The organism is Nibrella viscosa (assembly GCF_039541875.1).
Lineage (GTDB): Bacteria > Bacteroidota > Bacteroidia > Cytophagales > Spirosomataceae > Nibrella > Nibrella viscosa.
Genome location: NZ_BAABHB010000012.1, coordinates 133325 through 148010, shown reverse-complemented (window position 1 = coordinate 148010; position 14686 = coordinate 133325). Strand labels below are relative to the sequence as shown.

The window sequence follows — 14686 nt, the reverse complement described above, 5'->3', positions numbered from 1 at the left end:
TTCGCGCACCTGTCCAGAAAACAGGATTGCTTTTTGCCTGCAGGAAAGGCAGGTTTTATCGATTATATATCGCAAACCAGTTGCAGATGAAAGAAACTTCTACGCTGAACATTGTCCCTCATCGTATGCCAGCCGACGGCTCCTTTGCCCGTTTTCCGGCAATGTACCTGAAGTCGATAGTATTCTGCTTTGCCGCGTTTATTGGAACGCTGCTTTCGGTTGGCGCTATGGGACAGGCCGCCACCATTGATCTGAGTCTGCGCAAAGTCATCAGCAACAGTCGTCCCCAGCTTTCTGCCATTATTTCGTACACCCTGGTTGTTCGGAACGGTGGTCCCGCTGTAGCTACGAATGTAACCGTGCGGGATCAGTTGCCGGCGGGGGGTACCGAGTTTGTGTCGAGTACCGCGCTACGGGGCAGTAATTCTTTCAATTCGGCCACCGGTATGTGGACAGTGGGTTCCGTAGCCGCCAATGATTCGGCCGTGCTGGTGATCAACGCCCGTGTACTCGGACGGGGTGTCTGGTTTAATACAGCCGAGGTGATGACGGCCAGCCCGTCGGATATTGACTCTCAGCCCGGCAACGGAAATATTCTGGAAGACGACTACGCTTCTGTTTGCTTCTCCGTACCTGTTTTCTGGTATCCTGGCGATGAATTTACGATTAGCATACCGTCCGGATATACCGGTATTCGCTGGTTTCGAAATGGCCAGCAGGTAGGAACGGCCGCCGTGTCGCCCACGCTGGCTATGATGAATCCGGATAGCTCGCTGCTTATCAGAAGCCCTGGTACCTATACCTTTCAAACGACCCGAAACGGTTGTGTTTCGGGTAATTGCTGTGATATAGAAATCATACAGGGGCCGTATGGCTCCATTGGCGACTTTGTATTCCGGGATCAGAACGAGAATGGCTTACAGGACGACGGCCCCAACAGCGGAGTTGCCGGCGTTCAGGTAGCCCTGTATTCGGCAACGGGGGCAAACCCGATTCGAACGACGGTCACCAATGCCAATGGGTTTTACGTATTTGATTCCTTACAGGCAGGGACTTACCGGATTCGGTTTATTGCTCCTTCCGGTCAGCAGTTTACCACGCAGGGGGTTGGGGCCAACCGGGCCATCGACAGTGATCCCGGACCCGATGGTTTTACCGGTTTGATCACAATTGATGTAGAGCAGCCGGCTACTAGTATCGCCCGCAATAATACTACGATTGATGCCGGAATTCGTCCGGTAACGGGTCCCTGCAATATAGAGTCACCGCCTATCGTTTGCATTGTTCCTAATATATGTGTAGGTGGCAGTACGCAGATTACCGCTATTGGCTGTGCCAACGGGACCATTCGATGGTCAGACGGCCAGACGGGCGCAACCATCACGGTATCTCCCCGCGTGACTACCACCTACTCAGCCAGCTGCGTGGTTGGCAGTTGTGTCAGCAACAGTTCTAATCTCGTTATCATCAATGTATTGAATCCACGGCCGCCTACCATTGTAGCCAGCGCCACCGCCATATGTTCGGGAGATTCAGTACGGTTGACCGCCCTGGGCTGTGAGGGAGGAGTGGTTCAGTGGTCGGAAGGGGGCCAGACAGGCAGCTCAATCCTGGTTCGCCCTCAGGTAAACACCACGTATACGGCAATCTGCCGACAGGCAAATTGTCTGAGCGCTCCGGCTACGGTTGTTATAAACGTTAATGCCGGTCTTCCCAAGCCTACGGTAGTATGCAGCCTGACACAGGTTTGCCCCGGCGACCATGTTACGCTGAGCGTACTTGGCTGCGATGGTACGCCGGTATGGAGTACCGGGCAAACCACCTCGTCCATTACCGTCAATCCCGTCATTGGCAACAATACCTATTATGTTGAATGCCGGCGGGGAAATTGTGTCAGCCCACGCTCGGATACCTATACTATTGATGTTGCCAATCCGATTGTACCTACAGTGACCGTTAGTTCGGCAACGATTTGTGTAGGCAGCACCGTTTCCCTGACGGCCACCGGCTGTGCCGGAACCGTAATCTGGTCAAATGGAATGACTGGTTCTGTTATCAGCCCGCAACTGAACGCCAGTCAGAGCTTTACGGCGCAGTGCCGGATTGGAAACTGTTTGAGCAATCCATCGGCCGGGACTCCCGTTAACGTAGTGACGCCGGATGCGCCCATGATTACCGTGCAGGGAAGCACCCTGGTATGCGCGGGCGATGTAGTTAATTTGTCGACTACCAGCAGCTGTCCGGGCGGCACCATCGTCTGGAGTAACGGGGCCACCGGGCAGAGTATCAGTTTAGTAGTGTCAGCCACTCAGGATGTGTTTGCATTTTGCCGGATTGGGAGCTGCCGGGGCGCAGAGTCTAACCGGATTCGGATTAACGTCAACACCATCGGTACCCCTCCAACAGTAACAGCTTCCTCGCTGACGGTATGCGCGGGCAGTTCGGTGACGCTGACGGCCGCCAACTGTGCCGGATCGGTTATATGGTCCAGTGGGCAGACCGGAGCGAGTATTGTAGTAACCCCCACCGCTCAGCAGAATCAGTTCTCGGCAGTGTGTCGGGCCGGAACGTGCGGCAGCCCGGCCTCTAATACCGTCACTATTACGATAACCGATGGAGCTGTTGCCCCACCAACTGTAACGGCATCGTCGTTAACCACCTGCGCGGGTAATTCGGTAACCTTGACGGCGGCCAACTGCGCCGGTACCATACTCTGGTCGAATGGGCAGTCCGGGCCCAGTATTGTGGTAACGCCAACCGCCCAGCAGACGCAGTTTACGGCCGTATGCCGGGTTGGGGCCTGTACAAGTCCTGCATCTAACCCAGTTACCCTAAATGTAGTGCCACCGAGTGCCCCGCCCACCATAACGGCCTCTTCTCTGACCGTATGTGTGGGTAGCTCCGTCACGCTGACGGCGGCCAACTGCGCCGGAGCCGTAGTGTGGTCCAACGGGCAGACCGGTGCGAGTATTGTGGTGACACCGACCGCGCAACTGAACCAGTTTACGGCCGTGTGTCGGGTTGGGGCGTGTCCCGGTGGGCCATCCAATCCGGTACAGATTACAATTGTGCCTGAACTGCCTAAGCCAACGGTGGTCTGTAGCGCCACGCAGGTATGTCCGGGTGAAGAACTGACGCTCACGGCAGTCGGCTGTGTGGGAACACCCATCTGGAACACTGGGCAAACCACAACCAATATAACGGTTATACCCACCCCAGGCAACAATACGTATTCGGTTGTGTGCCGGCAGGGGAACTGCACCAGCCCACGCTCCGATAATTATGTGATTGACATAGCTAATCCGGTAGTGCCGGCAATTGCGGCCAGTTCCAGCACCATTTGCGTAGGAGGGACGGTATCGCTGACGGCTTCGGGCTGTCAGGGAGCCGTTAGCTGGTCAAACGGGCAGACCGGAGCCGTGATAAACGTGACACTTGCCGCCAACCAAACGTTTTATGCGCAATGTAAGGTCGGCAATTGTCTGAGCAACCCCTCCAATGTAGTCACCGTCAACGTTGTTAATCCGGCTACCCCGACCATAACGGTGCAGGGTAATACGCTGGTTTGTGCCGGTGATGTAGTGAATTTGTCAACAACCAGCAGTTGTCCGGGCGGCACCATTGTCTGGAGCAACGGGGCTACCGGGCAGAACATCAGCCTTGTAGCCTCAGCCAACCAGCAGGTATTTGCTGTATGTCAGGTAGGAAGCTGCCGGAGCAGCGAATCTAACCGGATTAGCATCAACGTGAACAGCACCGGTACGCCACCAACCGTAACGGCCTCGTCACTGACGGTATGTAATGGTGGGACCGTCACGCTGAATGCTGCCAACTGCGCCGGCACAGTCATTTGGTCGAATGGACAGACGGGGACCAGCATAACCGTATCGCCCACTCCGCAGCAGAATCAGTTCTCGGCGGTTTGCCGGGTAGGTAACAGTTGCGGTAGCCCTCCGTCCAACGTCGTTCAGATTACCGTCACGACCCGGCCCCGGCCAACCGTTATCTGTAGCTCCGAATCCATTTGTCCGGGACAGTTCCTGACCCTGATTGTTCAGAATTGTGATGGCGTGCCGGAGTGGAATACCGGGCAGACGACCGCCAGCATTGTGGTATCACCTACTACAACCACTACCTATAATGTAGTATGCCGGAACGGACAGTGCGTGAGCGACCGCTCGCAGGATTATACCATTGCGGTGATCCAGACGCCAAGGCCGACCATTACCGCATCATCTACCCTTGTTAATGCAGGCTCCAGTGTTACGCTGACTGCCAGCGGTTGTCCGGGAACGGTAACCTGGTCAAACGGCATGACGGGAAGTTCTATTGTCGTACCCTTGCAGATAGAGCAGAGCTTTGTGGCTTTCTGCCGGTCTCAGGGTTGCCTGGGCCAGGCTTCGGCCAGTGTGGCTATATCGGTACGGGGCGGAACAACGCAGCCGCAGAATCAGAGTGCTTCTATTGGAGTAGCAATGGCGCTGGTGTCCAGACAACAACTGTCGACCAATACCCATCAGTTGCGTTACAGAATCACCGTTCAGAATTTTGGTACGGTACCGCTGACGGGTGTCCAGCTCATGGGAGATCTGACCAATTCGTTTGCTGCGCCCACGTCCTTCTCTGTAGTGGGGCCACCAACGGTGCGGGCGGGTAGTAATCTGGTTGTCAATCCTGCCTTTAGCGGCCGGCCGACCGCCGGCACGGAGATGCTGTTGCCCGCCAGCCGCCTGAATCCGGGCGAACGCGATTCGGTATTCATCACCGTCAATGTGATCCTGGCCAATAATCCCGGTCCATTCTTCAGCAGTGTGCTGGCAACCGGCTATACGGAAAGTCCCGTAACCCTGGTGCAGGATCAGTCGAACAACGGCTTTGATCCCAACCCGGTCGGAAATACGCCGACACCGGTACGCTTTGATGTGCCAACCGCTATGCTGGGAGTTGCCAAAGCTGTAGATACACCAGTGCCGGTACCGGGTAGTCCTGGGGTGTATGATCTTACCTACACCATTCGGGTATCTAACCTGGGAACCGACGATTTGAGCAATGTGCAGGTTAGCGATAATCTGGCGCAGAACTACGGCAGTGGTGTAATCATTGTGAGCAATCCGATTAGTGTTTCAGCCGATGCGGGCTTTACACCCAATGCTGGTTTTACCGGTCAGGGCCTGCTGATCGATATGCTCAACAGTAACCAGAGTACGCTGCCGAAGGGAATTACCCGAACCATTCGGTTCCGTGTCCGAATTAACGTAAGTGGTGCAAACCGGACTACCTTTAACAACACGGCCATTGCGGTGGCCCAAACGGCCGGTGGCACTATGGTTAGGGATACATCGACGGCCGGCTCTAACCCTGATCCTGACAATGACCTCGATCCGAGAAACAACACCCAGCCGACACAGATTGTGCTGTCCGGATCGCCGGTGGATTCCCGTCTGGGTGTAGCCAAAGCGGTGAAAGATACAGTCCGGCAGGCGAACGGTAGCTACAATGTGACCTACCAGATTGTTGTGAAGAACTACGGGACCAGTGAGCTGACGCATGTGCAACTCACCGATAGCCTGAATAACGTGTTTAATTCCGTAAGTGGTGCTACCTTTACGGTAATTGGACCGCCACAGGCATCTTCAGACAGTAAGCTGATTGCCAACAGCGGCTTCAACGGCACGACCGATCCGCGGCTGGTAATTAACGATAGTCTGAGTATGCTGGCCGCCGGCCGCGCCGATACCGTGCTGTTTACGGTTAATGTAGTGACCGATGGCCGCAGCAATACCTTCCTGAATACAGTATACGGCGAAGCCAGATCAGGAACCGGAACCGTAGCTGATGTCTCGACCAATGGACTTGATCCGGATCCGAACGGCAACGGAGACCCAACAGAGTTTAACGAAAGCGAAGCAACACCGCTTTCGTTGCCGGCAACCACCGGAGGCACACTATTTATACCAGGCGGTTTCTCGCCCAATGGCGACGGCATCAATGATACCTTCGTTATCAGCGGTACGGCAGGGCTGATCGTGAGCCTGGAAGTATACAACCGATGGGGCCATCTGGTATACAAAAACGATGACTACAAGAATGACTGGGATGGTACGTCCAATACGGGAATGCAGGTGGGGACCACTACCGGCGGCTTGCCCGAAGGCACGTACTATTACGTCGTCAGACTGAGCGACGGGCGTGAATTTGTGAAATACCTGACGATTAACCGCTGATAGTGTATGGTAATGAAACGTCTATTTGTACTTGGCGCATTCGTAATGTTGACGTTGCTGGCCGGCAGCGGCCGGGTTCTGGCCCAGCAGGACAAAATGTTCTCGCAATACATGTTCAACATGATGGCGCTGAACCCCGCCTATGCCGGAAGTCGTGATGTACTGAGTGCAACGGCTCTTTACCGTTCGCAATGGATGGGCCTGGAGGGCGCTCCGCAAACGGCTACCTTTACGGCCGATATGCCGCTGAACCGGGAGCGAATCGGCGTTGGTTTACAGATTTACAACGACCGGGCCGGCGTCGACAACGAAAGTGGCCTGTTTGCTTCCTACGCGTTTCGGGTCAAGGTAGGTGAGCGTACGACGCTGGCGTTGGGCTTACAGGCCGGAGCGGCCTGGCTGGTTCGGAATCTGATGGGCGTGCAGCTTACTCCGGGTAATGCGGGGCCGGTTGATCCGGCTTTTTCTGCCAATGTGAATAAGGCGCTACCGAATTTCGGGACGGGCATTTTCCTTAGCAACGATCGCTCGTATATCGGCGTATCGGTGCCGCGGCTGATCAAAAATAGGCTGAGTGATTACGAGTATGGTAACTACCAGGCGGTTCAGCGTCGTCATGCCTATGGGATGGCGGGGTTTGTGCTGGGCATTAGTTCTAGCCTGAAACTGAAGCCTTCGGTATTGGTGAAATACGCGGAAGGTGCTCCGCTGGGATTCGACGGTAACCTGAACCTGTGGATTGCCGAACGGGTAGGCATTGGGGCGTCTGTCCGTAAGAACCAGTTTTATACCTGGACGAAAGAAACAACCGATGCTATCGTGGGCATGGTTGAACTGCAACTGACGGATCAGTTCCGGATGGGATATGCCTACGACCGTACGCTCAATCGCCTTGGTATGGTTATCCCCAGTTCACACGAGCTGATGGTGCGGTATGAATTTGGGTTCACCAAGAATCGTATCCTGACTCCGCGCTACTTCTAAATCGCTTGGTTTTGTTTGGAGAGTGGTGGCCTACAGCAGTGAACTAGCCATGAACAGAGCTTAATCAATACAGGGTACGAGCAGTACCGTTAACTCTCCGTATCGTTCTCCAACAGCGGCTCCAGCACCTGCCAGACATTTTTGGCAACAATTTTATGGCCTTCGGGGGTAGGGTGAATACCGTCCGGCTGGTTGAGCCGACGAACTCCGCCCACGCCTTCGAGCAGAAAGGGGATTAAAGCGAGGTTGTTTTCTGTCGCCAGTTCCTTATAAAGCTCGCGGAATCGCGAGGTATACTCCGGCCCCATATTGGGGGGGATCTGCATACCGGCAAGCACAATTTTGGCCTCGGGGCTTTTGGCCCTGACGGTGTCGATAATCGCCTGTAGGTTCTGCTTGGTGGCCGTTAGCGGAATACCCCGCAGTCCATCGTTGCCGCCCAGTTCCAGCACAAAAATGGATACGGGTTGCCGCAATACCCAGCCGATCCGGCTGCGGCCGCCGGCCGTGGTTTCTCCGCTCAACCCGGCATTGACTACTTTATAGTGGTACCCGGCCGAGTCAAGTTTGGCACCGATCAGGGCTGGAAATGCCTGCGCCGGTTCGATGCCATAGCCGGCGGTAAGGCTGTTACCATAAAACAGGATGACCCTTTCATCGGTTGGCTGTTCGGCAGCCTGCTGGGTATAGGTGCGTTCGGTACCGGCGGGTTTGCGTGGCCGGTTGGTTGATGACTGGTTTTCGCCGGAGTCGCAGCTCCAGATTACGCCCAGCAGAAACAGGCTGAGCCGCAGAATCGTATAGGAGCGAATGGGATTGTATCGGTTTAGCGATTTCATAATCAGATGTCTATTCTCTGTTAAGTACGAATATACCGAATCGGTTATTACCCGCTCAACAGTTTATTATTCCATTTGTTAACTTATCCTTGATAAAGTAAGCTGATATAGGTAAACTCAATCTCCGTACTGCCTGTTATACAAGTGACATAATCGTATGGTTAATCCTTTCAAAATCGTTTATACGTTGTCGGCATCCAGTCCGGCATTCTTTTTATAGAATCCTTATGAGTATTCTGCGTGTAGAGAACTTAACGAAAGCCTATCAGAGTGGCGACCGCACCCTAACGGTTCTGGAAAATGTGAGTTTTGAGATACAGCCGGGCGATACTTTTTCTATCGTGGGCCCATCAGGTAGCGGAAAAACAACCCTGCTGGGCCTGTGCGCCGGCCTGGACCGGGCTACGTCGGGCAGCGTTTACCTGAATAAGATAAGACTGGATAACCTGAATGAAGATCAGCGGGCGGCCGTCCGCAACCTCCACGTTGGCTTCATCTTCCAGAACTTCCAACTGCTGCCGACGCTGACGGCCCTGGAAAACGTAATGGTTCCTCTCGAACTGCGGGGCGAGAAAGGAGCCAAACGCACGGCGCAGGAGTTGCTGGACCGGGTAGGCCTGGCGCAGCGGGGTCATCACTATCCCACCCAGCTTTCCGGAGGTGAGCAGCAGCGGGTATCGCTGGCGCGGGCGTTTGCCAACCGCCCCAAGATCCTCTTCGCCGATGAGCCGACCGGTAACCTCGATACCGATACCAGCGCCCGTGTGGTCGATCTGATCTTCGACCTGAACCGCGAATCCGGTACTACGCTCGTGCTGGTCACTCACGATCTGGAGCTGGCTTCCCGCACCCAGCGCATCATCCGTATCAAAGGCGGCACCGTCATCTCCGACACGATTAGCGATAACGCTACGGTTTTTAAGAATTAGTTTGAAGTGTACGGTTTGAAGTTTGAGCGGGGCCGTCCGGCGGTTGCTTCGCTTGTTCTAACAGTCTGTTACCCCATCTAAACCTCAGACCTTAACCTTCAACCTTCAAACCACCTCCCATGGACAAGCCCATCGAAAAAATAAACGTGCCGGCGGCTTCGCTGTTTAGCCCCTGGCTGTGGAAAATGGCCTGGCGCGATAGCCGCCGGAGCCGGCAACGACTGCTGTTGTTTATGTCGGCTATTGTGTTGGGGATTGCAGCCCTGGTGGCCATCAACTCCTTCGGCGACAATCTGGCGCTTAGTGTAGAGGATCAGGCCCGCGAACTGCTGGGTGCCGACCTGGTACTGACCTCCGGGGGCGAAGGCAAACCGGCTACGCAGGAGTTTCTGCGCTCCATCGGCGACGACCGGAGCTACGAGGTATCGTTTCCCTCAATGGTGTTCTTTCCCACGTCGGGTGGTGTGCGGCTGGCGCAGGTCAAGGCGCTTGAGGGGAAGTTTCCGTATTATGGTTTATGGGAGACACAACCGGCTGCGGCCGTAAAAGCGTTTCGGCAGGCGGGAGAGACACCGGAACGGGTAGCCCTGGTTGATGATGCCCTGCTGGTGCAGTTTGGCGCTCAGCCGGGCGATTCGGTGAAAATCGGGAAACTCATGTTCCGGGTGGTCGGGCGGGTAATGAAAACGCCCGGTCAGGCTGCTATTGCAACTACCGTAGCTCCGGCCGTATTTATTCCGTATCCGCTCCTGAAAGAAACCGGCTTGCTACAGCGTGGGAGCCGGGCGCAGTACAAGTATTACTACCAGTTTGCGCCGGAGTATGATGTCGACAACTATGTAAAAGGTATTGAGGACCGGCTGGATAAAGCGGGATTTAATTATGATACCGTCTCCGAGCGCAAGCGGCAGACCGGCCGGGCTTTTGAAGACCTGACCCGGTTTCTCAACCTGGTGGCCTTTGTAGCCCTGCTGCTGGGCTGCGTGGGCGTAGCCAGCTCGGTACACTTATATATCAAAGAAAAAGTAGCGTCTGTAGCCGTGTTGCGGTGTCTCGGGGCTACGGGCCGGCAGGCGTTTCTGATCTACCTGATTCAGACATCGCTGATGGGTTTGCTGGGGGCTATACTCGGGGCGCTGCTAGGCTCGGTAGTTCAGTTATTGCTGCCGGAGGTGTTCGGTAGTTTTCTGCCCATTGAGGTAGCCGTTTCCGTATCGCCGAAGGCCGTACTACAGGGAATAAGTACCGGACTGGTCATTGCTGTGCTGTTTGCGCTGCTACCCCTGCTGGTGGTCCGGAAAGTATCGCCCCTTCGTACCCTCCGCACGTCGTACGAAGACGATGTAACCTCCCGGGATCCGTTCCGGTGGCTGGTGTACGGCTTAATTGTGGTATTTATTCTCGGTTTTGCCTATTGGCAGGTACGTAGCTGGAGGCTGGCGCTGGGCTTTACCGGTGGCCTGTTGGTGGCGTTTGGTATACTGACGCTGCTGGGACGGCTACTGATGTGGACCGTGCGCACGTTCTTTCCGGTATCGTGGAGCTACATCTGGCGGCAGAGCCTGGCTAATCTGTACCGGCCGCATAATCAGACGCTGATCCTGGTGACCTCTATTGGCCTGGGCGCTTTTCTGATTGCCACGCTCTACCTGACCCAGACGCTGCTGCTGGGGCGGGTGCAGCTTTCGGCTAGTGGCAAACAACCGAACATGGTGCTGTTTGATATTCAAAACGATCAGCGGGAGGGGGTGCAGAAACTGGTCGAACAGTATGACTTGCCGGTGATCCAGCAGGTGCCTATTGTGACGATGCGCCTGGCCGAAATTAACGGCAAAACCATAGAAGCGATCCAGAAAGACACCAGCGCAAAAGTGCCCGATTGGGCCATGACCCGAGAGTACCGCGCTACCTACCGGGATACCCTGATCGATTCGGAAAAACTGGCCTCGGGCGAAGCGCCGTACCTGGAAGGGGGAATGCCCCGTATATCGGTGGAGAAAAATTACCTGGACCGTTTGAAATTAGGGCTGGGCGATACGCTGACGTTCAACGTGCAGGGTGCGCTGATCCCGACCATTGTAGGCGGCACCCGCGAGGTTGACTGGAACCGGGTGCAGACCAATTTTCTGGTTGTTTTCCCAAACGGGGTGCTGGAGAAGGCTCCGCAATTTCATGTGCTGATGACACGGGTGCCTAACACCGAGCAATCGGCGGCCTTACAGCGGGATTTAGTGACGCAGTTTCCGAATGTATCGGCTATCGATCTGGGGCTGATCCTGAAAACGGTAGACGAGATTCTGGCAAAGGTATCGTTTGTGATTCGCTTTATGGCGTTGTTCAGTATCATAACCGGCCTGCTGGTATTAGGTAGCTCTGTGGTAATCAGCCGGTACCAGCGAATACAGGAGAGTGTGCTGCTCCGGACGCTGGGAGCTAATCGCAGGCAGATCCTGCTGATTACCCTAATCGAATACCTGATGCTGGGATTACTGGCGGCTTTCTCCGGTATTGTGCTGTCGCTGGGAGGTACCTGGGCGCTGGCGCATTATGTGTTCGACATCGTCTTCCGGCCCAATTTTACCCCACTGCTGGCCGTTGTCGGTATCGTGACCGGGCTGACGATCCTGATCGGTTTGTTGAACAGCCGGGGCGTATTGGTACGGCCGCCCCTGGAGGTGCTGCGGGCGGAGACATAGCCTTACTTTTCGGCCTCCATGGTAGGAAATCTGCCGAAAACGAGCCAATTTGACCGGCGAATTGCTGCATGACCCTATGACTTTCGCTGCCCGTTTTCGCCAGATTGCCTTATTGCTGACTTTTCTGGTTTGCGCTTCCGACCTGTTTGCCCAGAAAGAAGTGCTGTATTCCCAGTATCTTATCAATCCATTGGCTATTAATCCGGCCTATGCGGGCAGCCGGCAGAAAATGCACCTGACGGCCATGTTTCGGCGTAAGTGGTTTGGCCTCCGGAACGTGCCTATTACACAGAGTCTGGCAATTGATGGCGCAGTTGGCGGTGGTCGCGTCGGGTTGGGGTTTCAGGCGCTGAACGACCGTATGAGTATTTTATCGACTACGGGTGCCTACGCGAGTCTGGCCTATCGCTTCCCGCTGTCCGAAACGTCGGATATCGCCATTGGTGGGCAGGGGGGCGTTCATGTCCTGCCGGTCTTTGACCCGACTACGCTGATCGGGCTGAACAAAGCCATTGCCAGTGCCGGCCTAGGCATCTATTACAACTCCGAAACGTTCTTCGGCGGTATTTCCCTGCCGGAGCTGGTTAACCGGGGGTATCAGCTTTCGGGCCGTTTCCTGTTTCAGAATACCCGGCCGCTCTTTATTCAACTGGGTACCCGGCTGGATATTGCCGAAAACGCCGTGCTGGTACCGTCGCTGCTGGTAACCCAGCTAACGGGACGGCCAATCGGAACCGATCTGAATGCCAAATTGTGGCTGAACGAACGGCTAGGCTTAGGTTTGTCGCTGCGCCGGAACAGCCTCGGCCTGGGTTCGATCAATTACATACAGGCCATCGGGGAGTATCAGTTGTCTAAATTCATCCGGGCAGGGTATATTTTCAACTCCAAAACACCCGAAGCGCCGAACTCTTTCGGGGCCAGCGTTCACGAATTTATTTTCCGCTGGGTACCCAACGCCGAAGGCTTTACATTTTAAACAGTTTTGATCGTCTTGTTCGTTGGCGATACAATTGCGGATGAGCAGGGGCTTCCAACAAAAAAGCCGACGTGAGTCGGCTGTTGGCGGGTATAGTCTTTAACTCTTTATTTGAAGAAGCGCAGGTTCTGCTTAAGCCCCGAATAGTGCCGCAGATCCATTTCCATGGCACCAACCATCAGATCGACCTCCACTTTTACGGGCACTTTGTTGGTATCATCGGATACCCAGATGCGGATCGACTCTTCGCCTTTGAACAGCTTGTTGGGCGGCATTACCGGATTCAGCTTAATGACATTGATCCGGCCGAACTTGGTCTTTACCACGTCTTTGCCCCGGTAGCGGACGCGCATGTTGTACAACTCCTTATCGAAGAAGGCAGGTACTTCCAGCGTCTGCCCGACCGATAGTTTATTGAAATCGATAGTGCGCAAATAAAAATAGCCGCTGATGACATCCTGCACGTTATCGGGTACTTTTATAATGTCTTTGGTGGCCTCTTCCTCCGACCGGACCAGGTTATTCTGATGGTCGAACGTGACGTTTGCTTCTTTCCGGTGGTTACCTTCCTGAATATTGAGGTAGAATTTCTGGGGTACGATAGCCGTCGTATCAATGTACGAACGCCAGGTATCACGGATGCGCGTGACCAGATCAAAGGCTCCTACCGTCCGGCCATACACATTGACCCGGTAACAGGGCCGGTCGTTGACTTTATACACGGTCGGACTAACTTCTACGGTTGCCTCCGCTGCATTCAGAAAACTGTAATGAACCCGGTATTCGATATGTTCGCCCGGACCGAAACTGTTATTGGGTACGCGTCGGTACGAATCCAGGGCTGAAAAACCGGAGGCCAGTAACGCTGAGAGACTAAGGGCTGCAATCACTTTCTTCATATCGATTCGTCGTTGGACGTTGATCGTCAGTTACAAAGATGGATAGGTTTCTTTTAGGTACGAAAAATATCGCTTAAAATCTCCATTAAATCGCTCCTCGAATTCGGCGCGAAACCGGTTTTGCTGCTTCCGGTACGTCAGGTACCCAACAAAATACGCATTGTTGGGCAACTTTAGTCTGTGCTTCTTCCGCTTTTTCGTTAACGGCTGAAGTAGCTTCGGCTGTCCGTCGGTAAGCGTATCCACCGTTTCAACAATCTGTTCAATCATGGCTGTTTTCAGCCGCTGTTTCTCCGCAACCGGAGTCTGTGAGCCAAACGTCCGGTACAAACTATCCAGTGTTTGGGTGCCACGCAGAATATGCTCGTCGTAGCGCTCGTCATACGTCCGCTCAGCCAGGTAGGCTTTGTACGTAGTAGACTCTTTACCGTATTTCTGCGCCATAAACCGCAGGGCACCGTATTCGCCCACAAAATCAGCCAGGTTTTCGTTGTATTCCAGGCTGTTCTTGATGAACAGAGTGCCGTGCGTCAGCTCGTGAATGATCAGTTCGGCCAGCCGGCCAACGGGCCGTTCCAGCATACTCGACAGGATCGGATCGTTAAAAAAGCCCAGTGTCGACCAGGCAGAAACTTCGCCAATCCGTGTATCCAATCCCTCCTTTTTCAGCTCTGCTTCTTCTTTTTCGGCTCGTGGTTTCTCAAAAAAACCTTTGTACGAAAACGTGCCGAGGAAGGGGAACGACCACTGATGCGCCACCAGCCGGTACGGCTCTGAGGCCGTGATGACCCACAGGATAGGCTGCCCGTGCTGTTCGTAATAGGTAGTGTAACTCCCTGATGGATTTAAGCCTATAGAATCTATTGCAAAACGCTTGATCTCCTGAATGAGTTCAATTTTTCGCTTCAGCGAGTCGGGGTAGGCCGGGTTTGCCAGTACCTTCTCTACCGGTTGTGTATTCCATAAGATTTTAAGCTGCCCTTTTGCCTGCATCCAGCCGTAGCTGAGCAGTTCACGCTGCCAAATCGCAACAATCACACAGATAACCAGTACCCCAGTTATAATCTTTTTCCACATGTACTACCTGATTAGACTTAAATAACAACAAAATCGTTTAAAGTTGCCCGGCTTATTTA

At 54.3% G+C, this 14686-nt stretch carries 8 protein-coding genes; 5 read left to right on the top strand and 3 right to left on the bottom strand.

Translation table 11 applies throughout. The annotated features are described in order from the left end of the window. Positions 1-86: 86 nt before the first annotated feature. Together ABD931_RS22850 and ABD931_RS22845 are read left to right on the top strand one after the other, a co-directional pair. Positions 87-6224, top strand: a complete 6138-nt coding sequence (locus ABD931_RS22850) for an SdrD B-like domain-containing protein (protein WP_345270317.1) — start codon at positions 87-89, stop codon at positions 6222-6224. 12 nt (positions 6225-6236) lie between these two features. After that, complete coding sequence (locus ABD931_RS22845) at positions 6237-7208, top strand: PorP/SprF family type IX secretion system membrane protein (RefSeq protein WP_345270316.1); 972 nt, start codon at positions 6237-6239, stop codon at positions 7206-7208. Between the two features lie 89 nt (positions 7209-7297). Here the strand turns inward: ABD931_RS22845 and ABD931_RS22840 are convergent, their stop codons facing one another. Further along, positions 7298-8047: an arylesterase gene (locus tag ABD931_RS22840; protein ID WP_345270314.1), complete on the bottom strand. Its 750-nt coding sequence runs from the start codon at positions 8045-8047 to the stop codon at positions 7298-7300. A 227-nt stretch (positions 8048-8274) separates the two neighbouring features. Between ABD931_RS22840 and ABD931_RS22835 the strand changes: the two genes are divergently transcribed. The 3 genes from ABD931_RS22835 to ABD931_RS22825 all read left to right on the top strand — a co-directional run bounded on the left by ABD931_RS22835 (position 8275) and on the right by ABD931_RS22825 (position 12651). Continuing rightward, complete coding sequence (locus ABD931_RS22835) at positions 8275-8976, top strand: ABC transporter ATP-binding protein (RefSeq protein ID WP_345270313.1); 702 nt, start codon at positions 8275-8277, stop codon at positions 8974-8976. Positions 8977-9161: 185 nt separating this feature from the next. After that, the gene (locus ABD931_RS22830) at positions 9162-11672 is read left to right on the top strand and encodes an ABC transporter permease (protein WP_345270386.1); all 2511 of its coding nucleotides are present in this window, start codon (positions 9162-9164) and stop codon (positions 11670-11672) included. A gap of 76 nt (positions 11673-11748) precedes the next feature. Continuing rightward, a complete protein-coding gene (locus ABD931_RS22825) occupies positions 11749-12651 on the top strand; it encodes a PorP/SprF family type IX secretion system membrane protein (RefSeq protein ID WP_345270312.1) in 903 nt (300 codons plus the stop codon). A gap of 107 nt (positions 12652-12758) precedes the next feature. On the opposite strand, the gene ABD931_RS22820 is transcribed toward ABD931_RS22825, so the two are convergent. Beyond that, the gene (locus ABD931_RS22820; protein ID WP_345270311.1) at positions 12759-13550 is read right to left on the bottom strand and encodes a DUF3108 domain-containing protein; all 792 of its coding nucleotides are present in this window, start codon (positions 13548-13550) and stop codon (positions 12759-12761) included. A 30-nt stretch (positions 13551-13580) separates the two neighbouring features. Beyond that, the gene (locus tag ABD931_RS22815; protein ID WP_345270309.1) at positions 13581-14627 is read right to left on the bottom strand and encodes an aminopeptidase; all 1047 of its coding nucleotides are present in this window, start codon (positions 14625-14627) and stop codon (positions 13581-13583) included. Positions 14628-14686: the final 59 nt, after the last annotated feature.

Excerpts from the sequence above, each read along its gene's own strand:
- ABD931_RS22830 (WP_345270386.1), top strand. The coding sequence starts at position 9,162 with ATGGCCTGGCGCGATAGCCGCCGGAGCCGGCAACGACTGCTGTTGTTT.
- ABD931_RS22840 (WP_345270314.1), bottom strand. The coding sequence starts at position 8,047 with ATGAAATCGCTAAACCGATACAATCCCATTCGCTCCTATACGATTCTG.
- ABD931_RS22835 (WP_345270313.1), top strand. The coding sequence starts at position 8,275 with ATGAGTATTCTGCGTGTAGAGAACTTAACGAAAGCCTATCAGAGTGGC.
- ABD931_RS22815 (WP_345270309.1), bottom strand. The coding sequence starts at position 14,627 with ATGTGGAAAAAGATTATAACTGGGGTACTGGTTATCTGTGTGATTGTT.
- ABD931_RS22845 (WP_345270316.1), top strand. The coding sequence starts at position 6,237 with ATGAAACGTCTATTTGTACTTGGCGCATTCGTAATGTTGACGTTGCTG.
- ABD931_RS22820 (WP_345270311.1), bottom strand. The coding sequence starts at position 13,550 with ATGAAGAAAGTGATTGCAGCCCTTAGTCTCTCAGCGTTACTGGCCTCC.
- ABD931_RS22850 (WP_345270317.1), top strand. The coding sequence starts at position 87 with ATGAAAGAAACTTCTACGCTGAACATTGTCCCTCATCGTATGCCAGCC.
- ABD931_RS22825 (WP_345270312.1), top strand. The coding sequence starts at position 11,749 with ATGACTTTCGCTGCCCGTTTTCGCCAGATTGCCTTATTGCTGACTTTT.